This window comes from Bacillus sp. JK74, from assembly GCF_053663395.1.
On record NZ_JBSJQB010000002.1, the window covers coordinates 967,140 to 986,992 of the forward strand.

18 protein-coding genes are annotated in these 19,853 nt (G+C 47.9%); 8 read left to right on the forward strand and 10 right to left on the reverse strand.

Features of this window, described 5'->3' with window-relative positions; all coding sequences use genetic code 11:
* Positions 1-18 precede the first annotated feature (18 nt).
* The 4 genes from ACWJJ5_RS09365 to ACWJJ5_RS09380 form a co-directional block, all read right to left on the reverse strand.
* Positions 19-2,901 (reverse strand): AAA family ATPase, encoded by a 2,883-nt coding sequence (locus ACWJJ5_RS09365; RefSeq protein ID WP_454022366.1) that lies wholly within the window; start codon positions 2,899-2,901, stop codon positions 19-21.
* Positions 2,898-4,121, reverse strand: a complete 1,224-nt coding sequence (locus ACWJJ5_RS09370) for a metallophosphoesterase family protein (protein ID WP_070081578.1) — start codon at positions 4,119-4,121, stop codon at positions 2,898-2,900. Before ACWJJ5_RS09370 ends, ACWJJ5_RS09365 begins: the two co-directional genes overlap by 4 nt.
* Before the next feature lie 110 nt (positions 4,122-4,231).
* Complete coding sequence (locus tag ACWJJ5_RS09375) at positions 4,232-5,491, reverse strand: ABC transporter permease (RefSeq protein WP_146276445.1); 1,260 nt, start codon at positions 5,489-5,491, stop codon at positions 4,232-4,234.
* Positions 5,484-6,380, reverse strand: a complete 897-nt coding sequence (locus ACWJJ5_RS09380) for an ABC transporter ATP-binding protein (RefSeq protein WP_454022367.1) — start codon at positions 6,378-6,380, stop codon at positions 5,484-5,486. Before ACWJJ5_RS09380 ends, ACWJJ5_RS09375 begins: the two co-directional genes overlap by 8 nt.
* A gap of 105 nt (positions 6,381-6,485) precedes the next feature.
* On the opposite strand from ACWJJ5_RS09380, the gene ACWJJ5_RS09385 reads away from it, so the two are divergent.
* A complete protein-coding gene (locus ACWJJ5_RS09385) occupies positions 6,486-6,671 on the forward strand; it encodes a YhzD family protein (protein ID WP_003155259.1) in 186 nt (61 codons plus the stop codon).
* 24 nt (positions 6,672-6,695) lie between these two features.
* On the opposite strand, the gene ACWJJ5_RS09390 is transcribed toward ACWJJ5_RS09385, so the two are convergent.
* Entirely contained in the window at positions 6,696-7,463 is a 768-nt protein-coding gene (locus tag ACWJJ5_RS09390; RefSeq protein WP_007409232.1) for an enoyl-CoA hydratase, read from the reverse strand.
* Positions 7,464-7,647: 184 nt separating this feature from the next.
* Here ACWJJ5_RS09390 and ACWJJ5_RS09395 point away from each other — a divergent pair, with 184 nt between their 5' ends.
* From ACWJJ5_RS09395 to ACWJJ5_RS09405, 3 genes are read left to right on the forward strand one after another with little or no spacing between them, the layout of a single operon-like run.
* Positions 7,648-8,001, forward strand: a complete 354-nt coding sequence (locus ACWJJ5_RS09395; RefSeq protein ID WP_454022368.1) for a hypothetical protein — start codon at positions 7,648-7,650, stop codon at positions 7,999-8,001.
* 27 nt (positions 8,002-8,028) lie between these two features.
* Positions 8,029-8,526 carry a cation:proton antiporter regulatory subunit gene (locus ACWJJ5_RS09400; RefSeq protein ID WP_003155265.1) on the forward strand — a complete coding sequence of 166 codons (498 nt, stop codon included), beginning with the start codon at positions 8,029-8,031 and terminating at the stop codon, positions 8,524-8,526.
* A 7-nt stretch (positions 8,527-8,533) separates the two neighbouring features.
* Positions 8,534-9,748 (forward strand): cation:proton antiporter, encoded by a 1,215-nt coding sequence (locus tag ACWJJ5_RS09405; protein WP_454022369.1) that lies wholly within the window; start codon positions 8,534-8,536, stop codon positions 9,746-9,748.
* Between the two features lie 26 nt (positions 9,749-9,774).
* Here ACWJJ5_RS09405 and ACWJJ5_RS09410 read toward each other — a convergent pair whose 3' ends face one another.
* From ACWJJ5_RS09410 to ACWJJ5_RS09420, 3 genes are all read right to left on the reverse strand, one after another.
* Positions 9,775-11,064 carry a lysine N(6)-hydroxylase/L-ornithine N(5)-oxygenase family protein gene (locus ACWJJ5_RS09410; protein ID WP_003155267.1) on the reverse strand — a complete coding sequence of 430 codons (1,290 nt, stop codon included), beginning with the start codon at positions 11,062-11,064 and terminating at the stop codon, positions 9,775-9,777.
* Positions 11,065-11,165: 101 nt separating this feature from the next.
* Positions 11,166-12,668, reverse strand: a complete 1,503-nt coding sequence (locus ACWJJ5_RS09415) for a coproporphyrinogen III oxidase (protein WP_007409236.1) — start codon at positions 12,666-12,668, stop codon at positions 11,166-11,168.
* Positions 12,669-12,780: 112 nt separating this feature from the next.
* The gene (locus tag ACWJJ5_RS09420) at positions 12,781-13,647 is read right to left on the reverse strand and encodes a Cof-type HAD-IIB family hydrolase (protein WP_031378450.1); all 867 of its coding nucleotides are present in this window, start codon (positions 13,645-13,647) and stop codon (positions 12,781-12,783) included.
* Between the two features lie 383 nt (positions 13,648-14,030).
* On the opposite strand from ACWJJ5_RS09420, the gene ACWJJ5_RS09425 reads away from it, so the two are divergent.
* Positions 14,031-15,170, forward strand: a complete 1,140-nt coding sequence (locus tag ACWJJ5_RS09425; protein ID WP_454022370.1) for a DNA alkylation repair protein — start codon at positions 14,031-14,033, stop codon at positions 15,168-15,170.
* A 38-nt stretch (positions 15,171-15,208) separates the two neighbouring features.
* Here the strand turns inward: ACWJJ5_RS09425 and ACWJJ5_RS09430 are convergent, their stop codons facing one another.
* On the reverse strand, positions 15,209-15,559 hold the full coding sequence (locus ACWJJ5_RS09430) for a YlbF family regulator (protein ID WP_007409239.1): 351 nt from the start codon (positions 15,557-15,559) through the stop codon (positions 15,209-15,211).
* 85 nt (positions 15,560-15,644) lie between these two features.
* Positions 15,645-16,778, reverse strand: a complete 1,134-nt coding sequence (locus tag ACWJJ5_RS09435) for a DUF445 domain-containing protein (protein ID WP_033574472.1) — start codon at positions 16,776-16,778, stop codon at positions 15,645-15,647.
* Positions 16,779-17,015: 237 nt separating this feature from the next.
* Here ACWJJ5_RS09435 and ACWJJ5_RS09440 point away from each other — a divergent pair, with 237 nt between their 5' ends.
* The 3 genes from ACWJJ5_RS09440 (at position 17,016) to ACWJJ5_RS09450 (ending at position 19,753) form a co-directional block, all read left to right on the forward strand.
* A complete protein-coding gene (locus ACWJJ5_RS09440) occupies positions 17,016-18,107 on the forward strand; it encodes a YheC/YheD family endospore coat-associated protein (protein WP_033574471.1) in 1,092 nt (363 codons plus the stop codon).
* On the forward strand, positions 18,097-19,455 hold the full coding sequence (locus tag ACWJJ5_RS09445; RefSeq protein ID WP_053573527.1) for a YheC/YheD family endospore coat-associated protein: 1,359 nt from the start codon (positions 18,097-18,099) through the stop codon (positions 19,453-19,455). Before ACWJJ5_RS09440 ends, ACWJJ5_RS09445 begins: the two co-directional genes overlap by 11 nt.
* An 82-nt stretch (positions 19,456-19,537) precedes the next feature.
* On the forward strand, positions 19,538-19,753 hold the full coding sequence (locus tag ACWJJ5_RS09450) for a YheE family protein (RefSeq protein ID WP_012117190.1): 216 nt from the start codon (positions 19,538-19,540) through the stop codon (positions 19,751-19,753).
* Positions 19,754-19,853 lie beyond the last annotated feature (100 nt).

Below are 19,853 nucleotides of genomic sequence, written 5' to 3' on the forward strand. Positions count from 1 at the left end.
TTTTGAAAATAAACTCTTTTATGACAGGAGCCGCATGACTTGTCCGCTGTGAAAAGACCGGCTGACATGCTCATGGCAGGTGAAATAAAGTATCTGCCGCCCGCCTTCTGAGAGCTGATTCAGCACATCAAACAGCCGCTGCAGCCGCTGCCTGTCAAAATGGACAAAACTGTCATCAAGTAAAAACGGCAATGATACCGCAGATTCTCTCTCTGACGCAAGGGCAAAACGGATCGCCGCATAAAGCTGCTCGCATGCCGCCTGTGACAGTTCGCCTGCAGAAAACACCGTTCCGTCTTTCCGCATGACCATAATGGAATCATCCGCCTCGGAGAAATACAATTTGTGATAGCGTCCGTCCGTAAGCGGTCCGTATAATGCACCGGCGGTTTCTAACAGACGGGGAAGCGTCACTTTTTTATGCCGCTCCATTTTTTCCCTGATGATGTGTCTGACCGTCTGTAATGCGGCCCACTCTTTAGCGGTTTTTTTCACGCGCTCCTTCTGCATTTCTGTCTGCTGTTTTAAATCGGATACAAGTCCCGAGGACTCCAGCTGCTCTTGTTTCACCGTTAATAAAGCCGTTTTCTCACGGAGCTGCGCGCTTTTTTCCTCAAGCGTTTTTTTCTCTGTTTCCTTCTGAACGACTGTATGTTCAAGTTCGGACACTGTGCGGCTCATATACGGCTCAAGCTGTTTTCCGCCTATGCCGGACAAGTGCGTTTTGATTTCGCGCAGCTGCCGCTCTGTTTCCCGGCGGCTTTCATTCAGCCTGGCGAGTTCACAAAAGTGTTCGCGGTTTTTTGCGCCTGCCGCCATGAAAAGCTGTTTGACCTGCTGTTCGTAGTAATGAACTTCTTCATTTAATTCACGCATTTGCTCTTGTGCATGCAGCAGATCCGTTTCGAGCGCCTGCTTTCGTTTTGCTTCCTCACGGGCCCGTTCCGCCTGCGCCAGCAAAACGCGCAGTCTTTCTTTTACGGACAGCTCCCTTCCGTCTGAAGGACTCAGCTTTTTGACCCGGTCCTCAAATGCTCTTTGCAGCTTTTGCAGCCGGCCCGCTTCAATGGTCAGCTCATGCTTGTTAAGGATTTCTTTTTTGACATCTTTCATCACATGATATGCGTCAAGAAGATGGGAAGGACTTCCTGAAAACCCCAGTTCCTTCATAAAAAGTTCCGCCTGTTTTTCAGACGGCGCCATTTCCGCCTCCCATTCTTCATATTGGCGGATGACTCTTTCATATGCCGCTTCTTTCTGTTCAAGCACGGCTTGATCCGCAATCAGCTGCTGCCGGTGCCGGCCGTCACGCCAAAGCTCTTCCTGCAGAAGATCAGCCGCTTCTTTGGAGATCGTCGGCTTCTTTTTCTTGTGTCCGGGCCCTCCTCTTTTTGACGGCAGCGGCTTTTGTATGCCGGACAGCATATACAGCAGCAGAGCGCCGGTAAAAAGGGCGGCGGGCAGCCATTCCTTTAACATAGCGAAAATCGCAATGAACAGAATGCCCGCACCGAGAAAGAGCTTTTTTTGTTTGGCGCGCTGTTTTTCCAGCTGCTGTACATGTGCCTGCCATTCGTTTCCTTCTGTATCAGCTGTTTGCTTATATGATTGTAAAGCGGCTTCTTTTTCTTTCCTGACAGCGGGGTCCAAAATGTTTTCCGCCGTCAAGGCATGTTTTCGTTCGGCTTCTTCCAGCTCCAGCCGCGCTTGTTCGAAAATCGCATCAAGCTGTGTCTTTCTTTCTCTTGCCTGTCCGGCGCTCTGCACGGCTTCCTGCAGCCGCCATTCATATTCATAATCGGTGTTCAGCGAAAGAATGCCGTCTTCCTCATGTCTTCCGAGCTGCTGCAATCCTGACGAAACACGGGCAGATGTCTGCCGGATCTGTGATTGGATGGCGGCAAGCTGTTCACCGCGCGATTCGTACATATGCTGCTCGCCGGAAAGCTCCTGCAGCTGCCGCTCTGTTTGCAGCAAGTCCTCATTTGGAGCGAGCAGCTCAGCCTGCCGCCTGAGTTCAGCCGCTTTTGCCCGAAGTCCCTCAAGACGGGCCGCTTTCGGATGGAGATGCGATTCGTATTTTTCAAGCTGATGCATCCCGTCCTTCGGGAATTGCTTCAATGCTTCCGGATAAGATGAAAGTTCACTTTCCAAGGCTGTTTTTTTGTCTGCGAGCGGCTTTGCTTCTATCGCCGATTTTACTGTTTTGATTTCTTCAGTTATGTCTTTCAATCGTGCTTCGGCATCCTGCAAACGGCCGCCGGCGCTTTTTTTCTCTTCCAGAAGGCTGTGATAGCCCGCTTCCGCAGCTTTCGCCTGTTTCAGCTGGGCGCTGAGCCGCTTTAATGTATCCAACTCCTGATTTAAGCGGGGGTTCCGCCCGTTCGGCTTATACATCCTGTCAAGTTCTTTTGCCAGCCGCCCGTCAAGCTTTGCCGCCGCTTCCGACCCGAATAAGCTCGAATACAGGAGAAACTCGCCGATTTTGTCCCGGTTAAAAGCTTGAATCTCCTGCAGTCCGAATACATCGAACGAATAGATCGCTTCGTACAGCGCCCGGTCTGTATCGGAGAGAAGCTGTTTGAGCCATTCTCCGTCCTTGATTTCGCCTGAAGCCGTATACACTCTGACTTTTTCGGCAGCGCCTTTTGTCCGTTCGATTTTGACGGCACCGTGATCGCCATGCTTCAATTCCACAGTGCCGCCGTAAACCCCGCCGTTTTTCGGTTCGTATTTTTTTGATTTCGGAAAACCGAACAGCACGCTTTTGATGAAGGACATCAATGTCGTTTTACCCGCTTCATTTAATCCGTAGATCACTTGCACGGGAGAATCTGACAGCTGAAAACTTCGATCGGAAAATTTTCCGTATTGGTAAATATGCATCGCCGTTATTTTCATCGCTGAATCTCCTTCATCTGGCGTCTTAAAACGGCTTGAGCCTGTTGCTTAATATCCAGTATCTCTTCATCTGTAAATGAAGTGATCTGACGCCGATATACGGGGTGACGCTCAAGGGCTTCAAATACACCGCTCATGTCCGCGCATTGTTCTATGTCCTGAAGCAGCCCTTTAAAAAACGGATCGGGCGGCACGCTGTCTGTATCATCCGTCCGATCCTCAAGCGCGAGCGGCCAGACGAAACATTCCTCTTCGGCCTCTTCCTCCTGTAAAGCGGAAAGAAACTCCTCTGCGATGCCTGCGGGCGCCTCCGTCCAAAAGCGGGGCGCCGCGCCGCGAAGCACCAGCCTGACACATGCCGGGCGGCCCGCCGCGCGCAAGCCTGAGAATGTATCCGATGCGGCTTTCAGAAGTGAAGTCATATGTTCAGCTCCGGAGATATCAAGATCAATTTCCTCCCATAACACATCATGCGCTTCTTTGAATTCCCAAGACATCTCACCGTTTGCCGCCCGGACGAGATAGTATCCCTTAGGCCCGGTTTCTTTTAAATGCCGGGCTTGAATATTCCCGGGGTAAATAGCGGCGGGATGCTGGGCGGACAGAACCTGCCGTTTATGAATGTGTCCGAGCGCCCAGTAATCCATGCCGCTTTTTTCAAGGTCTTCTTTCGTAAACGGGCAGTACGGGTCATGCCCTTCCGCTCCTGATAACATGCCGTGGAGCATGCCGATATGATAAGGCGCGCCGGTCATTTTCCGGTAACGGGCCGCCTGATTGACCGTTACGCTTCTTTCCTGATAGCTGCATCCGTATATGCTTGCCGCAAGCTCTCCGTTTTTAAAGAAAGATTTTTCCTCCGGTGTACCCGAGGTGAATATATGTACATTTTCCGGCCATTCAATCGGCGTCCACTTACCGCCCAAATGATCATGGTTGCCGAATATGACGAACACTTGGATATCCGCTTCCTGTAATCTCGTAAACTGTTTTCTCAAAAACAGCTGGGCTTTTAAACTTCTGTTGGCTTCGTCAAACAGATCCCCCGAAAGCAGCACGAAATCTGCCTGCTCCCGCAGTGCCCCGTCCGTCAGACGGCGGACGCTGTGAAATGTGCTTTCTTTAATACGCGCATATACCGGTTCAGGCAGATTCGAAATGCCGTAAAACGGGCTGTCCAGATGCAGGTCAGCGGCATGAATAAACGTCAGATCAGCCATCTCGCCCTCCCCTTTCTGCAAATTGAATTACCCTTATTTTAGCACCGTTTTTATACGAATGCACGTTCTGCAAAATAAAAAAACAGCCCGGCTGTTCCGGGCTGTTTCACTTATTTTTTGGAGATGCGCAGCGCTTGTTTGATCGCTTTGAATCCGCCGGCGTTTCCGTAAATCAAAACGCCGCCTTTGTAAATTTTCGCGCCGACCGCCGCAAAGATCACGATAGTGAGCAGTGTCAGGGCGATTCCGGCCGCAGCCTGCCAAAACGGGATATCAAGCATCCCGACACGCAAAAACATAATCATCGGCGTGAAAAACGGTATATAAGAGGTAACGGTAATAAAACCGGCGTCAGGATTGCCGAGGCCGAACATGGCGATCATAAAACCTGCCATGATTAAAAAAATCATCGGCTGAATCGTCTGCTGCACGTCCTCTATCCGGCTGACAACACTGCCGAGAAACGCGGCAAGCGTCGCGTAAAGAAAATAGCCGAGCAAATAGAAAATGACGGCATAGACAATCGTCGAGACGGGAACATCCGTAAAATTAAGAAATGCACTGATCGGCGACGACGCATCATTTTGAGGGTTCAGCTTCAGTGAGAAATAACCCGCTGCAATCAGCACCGCAAACTGTGTGATCCCCACGAGCGCGATACCGAACAGCTTGGCAAACATCTGCTGAATCGGCGGCATGCTTGAAATTAAAATTTCCATGACGCGGGACGATTTTTCCGTCGCCACTTCCATCGCAATCATACTTGCGTACATGAAGACTGAAAAGTAGATGACAAACAGCATGATGTAGACAAGCCCCATTACCTGACCGAGCTCTTCCTCAGATTTCGCCCCTTTTTCCAGCGCGCTTTTGCTGACTTCCGGCGGAGTGTAGAGGCTGCTGACTTTTTCTGCCGAAATGCCGAGCTTGGCGGTTTCGACAGCGGTTTTTGTCTGGGTTAAAGCCTGTTTGAGAAGTTTATACGCTGATTCATCAGAAATGGTCAGCGCTTTGTAGGCTCCTGTTATCGTTCCTTTTTGATCTTGTCTGATGATAAACAGTCCGTCCCATTCACCGTCTTTGACACGCTTTACGGCATCTTTTTCGGACTCCTTCGTCTCCATTGCCTGCAGATCATTGTCTGTATCGGCCGCTTTAAGCTGTTTTGCAAACGCCGGGTACAGCCCGCCCGTTTCATCAATCACCGCGATTTGCTGCTTGCCGTCATCCGATTGAAACACGGAAATAATCGATTGCAGGTTGGTCACCGCTAATACTAATAAAACGGTAATAGCGGTCGAAATAATGAATGACTTTGTCGTGATTTTGTTTTTATATGTATGAAACAGCATAATCCAAAATTTATTCATATACGGCCCCCACCTTTTCTATAAAAATATCATGCAGTGACGGCTCTTCCAATTCGAACTTCCGTATAAAACCTTTCCCTTGCAGCACCCGGAAAATATCCTGCGAAACCGGTTCATTCGCGACCTGCAGTCTGATTCCGTCATTTGTTTCCTTCCATTTCACGACACCTTCATGCGTTTTTAAAAAGCTGAGGTCATCATCTGAATGAACGGTGACATTTTTTTTGCCGAAAGACCGCTTAATGTCTTTCAGATTGCCTTGAACGACGGGTTTTCCCTTCTGGAGAATGCACAAATTCTCACAAAGTTCTTCCACATGCTCCATTCGGTGGCTTGAAAAAACGATGGAAACGCCGCTGTTTTTCAAAGAAATAACCGCTTCTTTCAGCAGCTCGACATTCACCGGATCAAGACCGCTGAAAGGTTCATCGAGAATCAGCAGTTCAGGCTTATGCAGGACGGCCGAAATAAACTGGATTTTCTGCTGGTTTCCTTTTGACAGCTCTTCGACTTTCTTATTCTTGTAATCTGTAATGCCGAAGCGTTCGAGCCATGTCATGAGCTCTTTTTCCGCCTCTTTTTTGCTCATTCCTTTTAATCTCGCCAGATAGACAAGCTGGTCACTCACCTTCACTTTCGGATACAGCCCCCGCTCTTCCGGGAGATAGCCGATTTTTTCACTGATGGAATAATTGACCGGCTTCCCTTTCCAGGTGATATGCCCGTCAGTCAGGCTTAAAAGACCTAAAATCATCCGAAAGGTCGTCGTTTTTCCCGCGCCGTTTGCGCCGAGCAGCCCGAACATTTCCCTTTCAGGTATTTGCAGGTTCAAATTGTCAACAGCGGTAAAGCTGCCGAATGTTTTCGTTACATTTTCAATTGTAAGCACGAATCCAACTCCTTCCTTGACCCATTATATACTAATAATGGGTAAAAATTAATGGAGGATTTTAAATTCTTTATCAGAATATCATTCTATAAAGGGGGTGACATGATGGGACAATATGTATTGACCGCATTCCATGCGTCGGGAGAAACGCTGCTGGATGAACGGATCGAAGCAGATAATGAGGCGGAGGCGAAGGCCGCCGGAGAGGCTTTGTTAAAGGAAAAAAAGCTTGAGAACAGTACTCACCGCTTGGTAAATGAAGCCGGAAAGCTGATTTTATTCCACAGATAACAGAAGCTTTCCGGCTTCTGTATTTTACCGGTTAAATTGAGGCGTCCGTTTTTCTAAAAAGGCGCGGATGCCCTCTTTATGATCATCCGTTTTTCTCATATTTTCCTGGGCCTTTCGTTCAAGAGACAAAACGTCTTTTAACCGGCTGATATGGAGACTTTGATAAATAGCCTTCGTTTCAATCATCGCTGACAGCGGCGCATGCAGCAATCGGTCGATATACGGTTGTGCCCCCTCCGCAGGGCCGCCGCTGAACAGCCCGTCGGCAAGCTTGAGCCGCACCGCTTTTTCAGCCGGCAATTTTTCACCGCTCCAAATCAGTTTTTTCGCCTCGATCTCACCGACGCGTCTCATTAATAAATAATGGCCTCCACCGTCGGGAACCAATCCGATGCCGATGAAATTCATCGCGAGTCGGGCGTTTTCTTCGGCGAGCACCACATCGGCGCACAGCGCGAAACTCAGCCCGAGCCCCGCCGCGGCTCCGTGGATGGCGGCTATCACAATTTTTTTCATATCATAGAGCGTCAGCGTAATGGATTCAATCATTTTCATGAGCCGTTCATATTCTCCCGAATCATGATCAGACGTCATCATCTGGATATCACCGCCCGCGGAAAATCCCCTGCCTTCCCCCCGCAAGAGGACGATAAGCGCTTCACTGTCGGCTGCCATAACGCATGCATTTTCCAATTCCCGGAGCATTTGTTCATTCAGCGCGTTGTAACTGTCAGGCCGGTTCAGCACAATCTCTGCGATCTTTCCCTTTTCTTCATAACGAATATACTGCATGTTTACTCCCTCCTTGAATCCGCTTACATATTTTGTTCAAATGATATATTCCTTCCCCCAAAGCGAAACTCCTTTATTTTTCAAGGTCAACAGATACCGAAAAATGCATATCATTTGAAACTGAACATACATTTTTATATAGTGAAATTGATATACAAAACAAAAGGGGGGAAAAACACCGATAATGAAATATGTGATACTCAGCTTGTTACTGAGCTTTTTTATGGTGCTGTTCCCCCCTTCGGATGTTGCTCTTCCTTCCCAATTGGTGACAGAAACAGACAGCCATGTACAAATTTCGGTTTACCCGCAGGAAACGGAATCGGCAAAGACGCCGGTTCAAACCAAAACCGCTCCGCAAGGCCTGTCAAAAGGATACGGTGCGTTATCCCGGATAATCTCCCTGTTATCTGTCAAACCTCTTGATCAATTCATTGATTCCACACTGGAAAGGACATGCGCCATTCCGATACAATACCAGTCAAATTACCTCCGGCATCAGACCATTTCTCATTGCCAATCTGTATTTACGGTGTAAAAACAGTATATTCCGGAGGGATTTTTTATGAATATTAAAGAAAACGATCTGCCCGGCATCGGGAAAAAATTCGAAATCGAAACGAGAAATCATGAAAAAATGACGATCATCATTCATGATGACGGCAGGCGGGAAATTTACAGATTTGATGACCGCGACCCTGATGAGCTTCTGGCAAGCATTTCACTTGATGATGCGGAAGCAAGACAGATTGCCGCGATTATCGGCGGGATGGTGTACAAACCGCAGGCGCTTGAATCGATTGAAATGGCGTTCAGCGATCTGATTATCGAATGGTTTAAAGTTGAAAAAGGGGCAAAAGCGGCAGGGCGGACGCTCGGCGAACTGGATGTGCGCCAAAACTATGACGTGACTGTTATCGCCATCATTAAGCATGACCAGAAAAAGTTTTTAAACCCGGGCGCTGATTCGCTCCTTGAAGCAAACGATACACTCGTCCTCTCAGGTGAAAGAAAGCATCTGAAAAAACTGATCCAAGACTTCCTCTCCAGAGACGGAGTGTGATCTGTTTATGGATCATCTCGTATTTGAAGTCGGTACGGCGTTAGTTCTTGTGGCCATTGCGAGTGTCATCGCCAATAAAATTAAATTCTCGATCATCCCCTTCCTGATCATTTTAGGAATGCTTGTCGGGCCGCACGCGCCCCAAGCGGGCATCATTGACCTGACGTTTATCGAAAGCCGGGAAGTGATTGAGTTTTTCGGACGGATGGGCGTCCTGTTCCTCCTCTTTTACCTCGGGCTTGAATTCTCGGTCGGAAAATTAGTCAAATCCGGACGTTCAATCGCCGCCGGCGGAACGATTTATATTCTGATTAATTTCAGTTTAGGGCTGATCTACGGCTTTATCACGGGCTTTTCCTTTTTGGAAGTGCTTGTATTGGCGGGCGTCATCACGATATCATCAAGCGCCATTGTCGCAAAGGTGCTTGTCGACTTAAAGCGCACGGCCAATCCGGAAACGGAGCTGATTCTCGGCATCATTATGTTTGAGGATATTTTTCTGGCGGTTTACTTGTCCGTCGTTTCCGGGCTTGTTCTGGGAGACGCGACGTCTGTCGGGGGCGCGCTGATGTCAATCGTGATCGCTTTCGGATATATGCTGCTGTTTTTCATTGCCGCCCGGAAATTGCCGCCTCTGCTGAACAAGCTGCTTGATATCCGTTCAAACGAGGTATTTGTCATCGTCATTTTCGCCGCGCTCTTTTTCATTGCCGGCTTTTCCGAAACGATTCATGTCGCTGAAGCGATCGGCGCGCTCTTGCTCGGACTCGTATTTTCGGAGACGGCCCATTCTGACAGGATTGAGCATCTTGTCATGCCGTTCCGTGACTTTTTCGGCGCCATGTTTTTCTTCAGCTTCGGCCTCAGCATTGATCCGTTTTCACTCGGAGATGCGGTATGGCTCGCCCTCGGCGCCGTTCTGCTGACGATTGCCGGAAACTTTATCGCCGGCATGATCGCCGGACGCCGGGCGGGGCTTTCTCATAAAGCATCGTCCAATATCGGGCTGACCATTGTGTCCCGCGGCGAATTCTCCATTATCGTCGCAAATCTCGGCATCGCCGGCGGCCTGTCCGCTTCACTTAAACCTTTCGCCGCCTTATATGTTTTGATACTGGCCATCTTCGGCCCTTTGCTCACGAAAGAATCGAAGCGGATATATCTCCTGCTGAACAGCATATTCAAATGGAAGACGCCTGAAAAGAAGCCGCAGAAATCATAAAAAAAAGCTGACCTCTTCATAAGAGGTCAGTTTTTTTGAGCGGGAAGAAATTGCTGAAAAGCCGTTTTTTTATTAATGGAGAAATGCTCTTTTCCCAGAATGGTATTGATGATTTTTTGGTTTCTGTAAACAGACAGCTTCAAATTCGTAGCGCCCGTTCCGTGAGCATGATCAAGATTCGTTAATGTGAAAAAGTGATGCCGCCTGTCGTCCTTAAAGACAAGACGGGAATCGGCCGTCACTTTAAACCGTTTCTCATCCTCCCATTCAATATCGGGGGCGATTGCCGTAAACCATTCCGGAATATGAGGTTTAAAGCCGGTCGCCAATATCACTTTTTCTGAATCGGCCGTAAAGGTTTCATCCATCTGCCATTGATGAAAGCTCAGTACGCAGCGCCCGTTTTGCTTTTCAATTTTTTCAAGCTCCGCCATCGGCTGAATATACACGTCAGGTGAACCTCCGCTGATCGATCTGTGATACAGGGCATCGTAAATGGCGGCAAGTGTGTCAGAATCAATGCCGTGGCGCAGTCCGTCCAGCTCAGGGAGTGTGTTCAGCCGTTCTTTAAAAGGCAGGCGGTTAAAATATTCCACATAATCAGGTGTAAACATTTCCTGCCCGAGCTTGGCGGTTTCCAATTCTCGAAATCCGGCGGAGCGTGTCACCCATTGCAGCCGGCTGCGGCGGTATTGTTCATCATGCAATAAGTCAGAAAAGATCTCCGCGGCGCTCTGTCCGGAGCCGACCACTGTAATTGATTCGGCGCCGGCGAGCTCGTCTTTCCGGAACAAATATTCCGTGCTGACCATCGTGTCCTGACGCGCCCCGTCATCAATCTCTGCGGGAATAAGCGGTTCAGACCCCGTCCCCATGACGAAATGCTTCGTCTGATAGACACTGATGCTTCCGTCCTCAATGTTTTTGACGCTGACTTCATAATGTCCGCCGGCATTTTTCACGCCGATTACCTCTGAGCCGAAACGGCATGATTTGATTTCTGAAGCCGCCCAGCTTAAATAGTCGTTAAATTCCCGTCTCGGAATATCAAATTCATTAAACGTATAAAACCGGTACAGCCGGTCATGTTCATGGAGAAAGTTTAAAAACGTGTAGCGGCTTTTCGGATCGGCGAGCGTGACCAGGTCCGCCAGAAACGCCACCTGTAAATCCGTCCCTTTAATTAATAGACCGGGATGCCACGCAAATTCTTTCTTTTTATCGAAAAAAAGAGCGTCTGTTCCGGGTATATCCTCTAACAATGCGGCAAGCCCTAAATTAAACGGCCCGATTCCCGCTCCTATGACATCATACATATTATGCACCTCTTGCGAATAACAGTCTGATGAACTTTTCCCGTTTTTACAGACGGTTAAACATAAAAAAACGGCACGCTGATTCTGTGCCGTTTTTGATATTATAATGCAGATTTGACGAACATCTCATCTAAGTATTTGATTTTCTCTTCTGTATAATGCTCGAATCGGTCATTATATGATTTCGGATCTTTCGGATTGGCGAAGTGCGTGATTTTTCCGGTTTCCGGATGAATGAATTTGCTTGCCGCGCCGCAGCCGATACCGATAATCGTCTGCACTTCTTCCATAATCATAATGTTGTAGATGCTCTCCTGACCCGGGAAGGAGTAGCCGACATTTTCAAGGTTTCCGAGAATGTTTTTCTGCCGGTACAAGTAGTACGGCGTATAGCCGTGCTCTTTTGTCCAGCGGACGGCGTCATCCATCATGCGGGATACTTCCTGCCTGTCGGCAACTTTATACTTATGCTTGTTTCTCGTCATTTCTGACGCCCGTTTAAAAGAAAGCGTATGAACGGTCAAAGATTCAGGCATCAGCTTTTCCGTTTCTTCAAGACTGTGCCTGAACTCAGCCGTCCCTTCTCCCGGCAGGCCGATGATCAGGTCCATGTTGATATTATTCATGCCGTGTTTGCGGGAAAGATGGTATTTTTCGATGGTTTCTTCAACTGTATGGTGTCTGCCGATGGCCTTTAGCGTTTCGTTTTCATAAGATTGCGGGTTGATGCTGATTCTGTCAATCTTATACTTATTTAAAACGGCCAGCTTTTCCTCCGTAATCGTGTCGGGACGGCCCGCTTCAACGGTAATCTCCCTGATATTCGCGACATCCGGGAAAGAGCGGACCATTTCTTCATATAAAAGATCCATTTCTTCAGCGGTAATGCTTGTCGGCGTGCCGCCGCCGAAATAAATGGTCGTCACTTTGATATCATGCCGCTTCAGCCATTCTCCGATTTTCTGCATTTCATAGTGAAGCCCCCATAAAAAGGAGCCGACTCTTCCCGCCTGTCCTTGAATGGCATAAGCCGGAAACGTGCAGTAGGCGCATTTCGTCGGGCAGAACGGGATGCCGATATATATGCTGACTTCATCTTTGACCCGGTACAGATCGGGAACCGCAGCGAGCTGGCGGTCGACAATCTCCTGCATCAGATTGATTTTTTCATCATGGATCAGATAGTCTTTTTTCAGATCGGCATGCGCCTCTTCTTTTGTCAGGCCGCTCTGCAGCTTTTTATGAAGAAGTTTAGTAGGCCTGATGCCGGTTAAGATTCCCCATTTTTGTGTCATGCCCGTATGTGATTGAAGAAGATTTAAGTAGACATATGACAGCGTGTTTTTCACCTGTTTAAATACTTCTTTTTCGCTCCATCCGGCAAGAAGCGGTTTCGTGTGATGTTCCTTTTCGCCGGTTCCTTTGATTTCTCCGGATACCGACACGCTGTCTGCATCTTGAGAAATGGCAAGTGAGATGACGAGATCAGAGGGTTCCTCCGTTTCGCCGTACGCAAGAACACACTCTTCAAAAAATAAATTCGCGATGTTTTGCAGCGGACGATGCAGCCTGTCATCCGTTATGCCGTCTATTTTTATTTGCAATGTGATCACCTTATTTTTCAGATTCAAAACTTTCTTTAGTGTACAGAAAGAACAGGCTAAAATCAATCCGCGAAAAAGCCGCAGACCGGCGTTTCGCGTCTGCGGCTCTTGATTACGGCCGTTTCATATGGAACTTATCGAGAAAGCCTTTGCGGTGCTGCATGCGGAAATATTCCTTAATCATATAGGCGACTCCCTGTTCATCATTTGACCTTGTCACCCAGTCCGCTTTTCTTTTTAATTCATTTGAGGCATTCCCCATCGCGACGCCGAGACCGGCCAGCTCGATCATCGGCAGATCATCTTCCTGATGGCCGATAGCTACAACCTCTTCCATTGAAAGCCCGAGATCAGCGGCGACCATCGAAAGTCCGCTTTCTTTTGAAACCCCTTTAGGCACGATGTTCAGTTTTTCTCCGTTGACGCGGATCACATCGACGGCCGGGAATGCTTTCATTATCGTATCCGTTATATCAGCCTGCAGGCCATCTTCAGCATGCACTTCAATGACGGGCGCTGAAACCGGCTCATCAAGGAGCAGGTCACTTAATGATTCGACAAACTGCACCGGATAAAAAATCGGGTCAGACGGATGAATCATCGTTTTTCCGACCAGATTGGAGTTCACTTTCTTCTTGTTTCCGATCGAATATTTTTCGTGAAGAAGCCGGATATTGCATTGATAGCTTTCCAGCACCTGAACGATATTAAACGTGTGATCTTCTGATATTTTCTTTTCAAAAAACGGCTCATCTATTTTTTCAGAAATGTATGCGCCGCTGTGGGTAATCAATTTTGCATCAAGCTTTAATATTTTCGCCACTTTTTGAGCGGAGCGAAAATGGCGGTTTGTGACCAGTGTGACGTAAATCCCTTTTTTCTTGACGTATTCGATGGCATCCTTTGTCGTCTGATGAAGTTTGCCGTTGGAGCGAAGAAGCGCTCCGTCTATATTTAACGCCAGCATTTGTTTTGACACAGAGAAGTCCCCCTCCTTGATGACTGTACTTGTCATTAGGATATGACCCTGTCTCTTTGTTTAGAACAACCTTTTCTCCGCAGCAAAAAAGCCTGCCTCAAGCAGACTTTGAACTGTCGTTTTGTTGGGATACGATCGATTTGCTGCCTTCTCCCCAATGTGCATTTCTATTTACGAAATATATCAGGAACCCCTTATTTGACCGTTGATGCGCTCGTTTCACTTACTCTCTGTTGCTACCCCTTAACATACCAGGCAGTATAGGCGACCGTATCCTTAGATCATCTGTAAGTGTAGGCGCTTTCAGAGTTATTATCTCAATAATATTGTTAAAAAACAAGGGTTTTTTTAACTAAAAAAATCAGGGGAAATATCTGTGCTGAATGTATGATAAAGTTGAAAGGGAACGTATATTCGCATATAATAAGAGAAAAAAAGCGGTGACTGTTATGTCTCTATTAAAAGATATTTATAACGAAGAATTTGCAGAAGCACTTCTGAACAGAATCAAATCGGCGTACCCGGCTTTTGAGCGGGACAAGTGCCGGGCGCTGATATTTCAGGAAGATTGGCCCGGACTGACGTTAAAACAGCGGATGCGCCGGATCACAGACTCTTTATATGAAACACTGCCGAAGGATTACATACGGGCGCTTGACGTCTTATATGAGACAGCTCCCCATTTCACAGGGCTCGCCGGGATTATTTTTCCCGATTATGTCCAACAGTACGGAACGGATCACTGGGAAGAATCAATGAAGGCGCTTCAGTTTTTCACTCGTTTTTCCACTTCCGAATTTGCGGTCCGCCCGTATATCAGGCTTGACCGGGAGCGGATGTTCAAAGAGTTCCTTTCCTGGACGGAGCATCCGGACGAACATGTCAGAAGGCTTGCCAGCGAAGGCTCAAGACCGCGACTGCCGTGGGGAAGCTCCATTCCGGCTCTTCTTGAAGATCCTTCTCCGATTCTCCCTGTTCTGGACCGCTTGATGCAGGATGACTCGTTATATGTCAGAAAAAGCGTGGCGAATAACCTGAATGACATCTCCAAAACACATCCGGATCTTCTGGCACAGATCGCAGCCGAGCGGTTCGGAAGCTGTCCGCACACGGATTGGATTTTGAAGCACGCCTGCAGGACACTGTTAAAAAGAGGAGACAAACAGGCGCTTGCGATTTTCGGGTTTGAAGACGCCTCCCGGATTTCATTGGAACGTTTTACACTGAATCCGGAAACGGCCGCCATCGGAACAAGCATACATTTTTCTTTTCAGATCCGCTCATCCGCCCGGCAAAAAGTCAGGGTTGAATACGCGATTGATTTTGTAAAGAAAAGGGGGCACCGCAGCCGCAAGGTGTTTAAGATGTCGGAGTCCGCCATGGATAACGGAGACGTAAAAGCCTTCAGCAAACATCATTCCCTTAAAGATTTAACCACCCGCAAGCATTATCGGGGAATTCACACTCTGTCTGTCATCATTAACGGAACGGTAAAAGGTTCTCTTGATTTTTCTGTTGAATAAAAAAACCCCTCCATTTCATAGATGGAGGGGTTTGAAGCTTATTGCGGGCTGCCGTAAAGCTCTTCAAGAGGTTTCATAATGATTTTGTTTAACTCGCCGATCAGCATGCTCATGCGCTGTTCCGCTTCCATCAGCTGAGAAATCAATTCATGCTGCTGTACGAGAGCAACGGTTTTTTGTGCCTGCTCTACCTCTTCCTGAGTGATTTCTTCACCTGACATCTGCTTCTGCTGCAGCTGCAGCTGTACATTGCGGAAGTTATCAAACATGCGTTTTGCGGATTCATCTGCGTTTACTTGATCATAAAGCCCTCTCAGACGGCTGTATTCATCACTGTTTCGCAAAGCTTTTTCAAGATCATATGCTGCATCATAAAAATGAACTGCCATAGTAACCGCTCCTTTCTTCCTTTCGGACATACCACTCCACTATAACAGACTGCGGAGCGACTTTCATCATCGGCGTATGTTTTCCTTAGAAAAGAATGACAAACAAAGCCTGAATTGCTCCGATTATCCCGCCGAGCAGACCGCCTAAATACGTTATCATCTTAAATTCTCTCTTGGAAATCGACAGCACCATTTCTTCCAGCCGTTCAACGGGAAACTGATCAACCTGCTCTTTGACCACTTCCTCAAGACGCAGCCGTTTCAGCACATCCTCCAAATGAGCGGCAATACTGCCGAGTGCCGCATCAAGCAGCTTCGGCGCGTACGTCCCCGTAATCTCCCCTTCATAACGGGAGATGATGTCACCGATCCGGCATTCGAAAAAGGGCGCGGTTTGAAGTGCGGCCAAAGCCCGCTTTTTCATGCTGAACAGCAGATCTTTCGCATTCCACTTTTCATCGGCCTCATAAAGTGTATAAGATTTGAGCTTGCCCCATTCTTGAGAAAGCAGATCAGCCAGAAGCTTTTTCGTTTCCTCATTGCGCAAAAACTTTAACAGCTCAGGCAGCACACGGTCTGCCAAGCTTGAATTGCCGAGGAACATCTGCACCATGCCGCCGAGCATCCCCCGGGAATTCAAAAAGTCGTCAATCATATTTCCGAGCCTGTCTTTCCCTTCTTCGCTCTCAAAATAATCAATGCTCCGCTTCAGGATATAATCTGCGGCCAGCGGGATTTTTTCATCCAGCTTTTCCTGCAGCTCATCAGGAAGCCAGTCTTTTATGGCGCGGTGCTCATATTTCCGGTACAGGTCCGAAAGCTTTTCATCGGTAAAACGATCAATCCAGGCATCCGTCTTTTCCTGCGGATTCCGGATGCCCGCGGCGGCCAAAGCTTCGTGCACCGTCATCTCGGAAGCGGCCATTTTTTGCGTGAATTGTTCGGCGAAAAGAAGCGCCTGGTTTTTAACGGTATCTGATAAAAGCCGCTTTTTTATTCCTTCCGGGGTTAAAAGGTGGTTCGTCACCATGAGCCCCATTTGTTTTGCCAATTCATCCCGTCTTTTCGGGATCAGCCCCGGCGTAAACGGAACCCGTTTTCCGAACAGGTAATACGGCCGGTACGGACGAAATAACATCTGAATGGCAAGATGATTCGTCACCGCGCCGATCGCGGCTCCGATCACAATCATAAATAGAAACGTTCCTGCTATGCCCATTCCTTTTCTTCTGCCTCCATCTTATGTTCTATTTTCTTGATGATATATCTATTCGTATTATAGAGGCTGGCGGGCATGCGGGCAAATGAAGAACCTGAATTGTTGTTTGTGAGGAATAAGGCAAGATGCTGTTTCGTACTCTTTACAGTAGATCATCTTTTATGATGCGCTTAGCATATTTATTGGATGGAAGGGCCGTTCCATCAGCGGCTTTTTGAATAAAGGGGGAGTAATAATATGACAACACTCGGTTTTATGTCTGTATCCCGCCGGCACGAAGAAGATTACGCCGGGGAATTGGCTGAAAGAGCGCCTCAATATAATGTGCGCTTAGCCCGCTTTACACCGTTTGATATATTTCCGGATTCTTTGCGCGTGAAAGCGCTCGTCTATCACCCGCAAAGCAGAAAGTGGAACGAAACGGAAATCGATATTCCCGAATATATTTACGACCGCTGTTTTTACGGAAAATCCGCTGAAGCGCAAAAAGCCAAACCGATCGTCGAATGGCTGAAAAAATATCCGAAAACGGAATTTATCGGGCGGGGGCTTCCTGATAAATGGACGGTCACGGATGCGCTCCAAAAGCATCACCTGATCAGTCCCTATATTCCTGAAACGGCCGAAGTCAGCCGCTATGAACAGGTGCAATCATACTTAGCCAAGGAAAAAGCATGTATACTTAAGCCCGCTTTCGGCGCGGGAGGCAGAGGCATCATCCTGCTTGAAACAGGCAAAAAATCAATTACGGCCACTTACTATATCGGAAAAAACAAACAAACAAAATCATTTTCCAATCACGTGTCTTTTAAGTCTTGGTGCAAAAAAGTGCTGCAGCACCGCTATTTGCTTCAATCCTACTTAAATATCCAGGATAAAGAACGGCATCCGTGCGACATCCGCATTTTCATGCGCAAAACGGAGTCAGGCGTTTGGGAAACGGTCGGAAAAGCGGTCAGAAGGGGTTATCAGAACGGTCTTTTATCTCATTTGCCCGGAGGATCAGAACCGATTAAGTTTGACACATGGTTTGAGGAAATTCCGAGAAAGCAGCAGGCCGTTTTATTGGATGATGTCTTTTCGATCACCCAATCCGTCCCTTATTTCCTTGATGAACGGTTCGGACCGCTGTTTGAGCTGGGGCTCGATATTTGTTATGCCAAAGACGGACGCATCTGGCTTTTGGATGTCAATTCAAAGCCGGGACGGAAAGCTATTTTAAGCGTGGCTCCGGAGGCGAAAGAGGATTTGTATACGGGTCCGCTGAGACGCTTCCGCGAACTTCAGTCACAGGAAAGCAGGAAAGGAGTATTACCGCGTGAATCATAAAGGGATGATTGTCGGCATCGATAAAAAAAGCAAAAATACGCTGTTTCTCCCCTCCTCCATGAAACGGGAAGGGCTTTTATCCGCTGCCTTCGGGACCAAGGTTGTCAAATGCCGTGTAGCCTTTTCTCAATCACTTGAAAAAAGCGCGCTCCTTTCTGAAGATTTGTTTGAGGAGCTGTTGATACCGTATAAAAGCCGGGCTGACTTTCTCATACACGGCCAGACGGTGCACATCGGACCGCTGATCGGCGTTTTCACAGCCGGGTTCACATCATCGCCGTCCCGCCCGTTAAGAGACCGTACAGCCTTCTTTTCCAAGATGCTCTCACTTCATGAACAGGCGAACGGATATTGTTTCGTTTTCGGGGCTCATCAGATCAACTGGGAAGAAGGCACCGTCCAAGCGCTGATTTATAAAGAAAACAGCTGGAAACGGACGGCCGTCCCGCTTCCGAATGTCGTATATGACAGGCTTCCGAGCCGAAAAACGGAAGGAGTTCCGCTTTTACAGCAGACAAAACAGAGGCTGATGAATGACTATCAGATTCCGTGGTTTAATCCTCAATTCTTTAATAAATGGGACATTCATAAGCTTCTGGAAAAAAACAGCCTCACCGCTTCACTTCTGCCAAAATCTGTCCTGCACCCGAATGCAGAAGCGTTAGAGACGTTATGCAACACATTTGACACCGTCTATATCAAACCTGCAGACGGCGCACTCGGAACGGGGATTTACAGGGTGGAAAAAACAGATGCCGGCTTATCTGTCAAACACACGAATGAGGAAAAAACGGTGGTGACGGCAGAGTATTCAGATGCGGCATCCTTCATGAAATCATTTAAAGAAAACAATGACCCGTCCGCATTTTTAATTCAGCAAGGCATTGACCTGATCCGGCTGGATGGACGCCCCGTCGATTTCAGGGTGCACACGAATAAAAACGCCGAGGGAAAATGGACAGTGACGGCCATCGCGGCAAAAATTTCCGGTGAAAACAGCATCACGACGCATCTGGCAACCGGCGGAGAAGTCAGGACGTTAGCTGAATTATACGGCGATCCGCGAGAGAGAGTCGGCATGATGCGGAAACTTTCAAAAGCCGCCTTGGCGGTCAGCCGCGTGTTAAATGAGCACATTGAAGGTTTTATCGGCGAAATCGGTTTTGACCTCGGCGTCGATCATTCAGGGAAAGTTTGGATGTTTGAAGCCAATTCCCGCCCCGGGCGCAGCATTTTTTCCCATCCGAAGCTGAGATCGGTCGATTACCTGACAAAACGGAGAAATTTTGAATACGCGTCCTATTTATCAGAACGGTCCATCACCGCCCCGGAAAAACTTTGGCGGTGAGGCTGTCTTTTTTTGGGTTTACCCGGGACAGGCACAGAATGATGAGCTACAATGAACAAGATCAACATTTCCTACAAGGAGCGTGAACGTCATGATTTCGCACTTCAGCTGGAAACCGTTATTCAAAAAAGAGAAACTGCCCGGATGGCGGATTTCATTTTACTGGCAGGGTACGCATTACGAAGGGATTTACCATAAGTCCGGTGACATTGAATGGGGACACACACATCCGGGAAAAGAAGAGCCGGCTCTCGTAAAAGAGCTGCATGAATTAATGCTTTATCACATATATGACTGAAAGCTAAAAGCTCAGCCGCATCAGGCTGGGCTTTTCTTTTCCCTTCCGCTATTTACCACCCGGTTTTCCGAATGAGATGCCGTTTGATTCACCATAATAC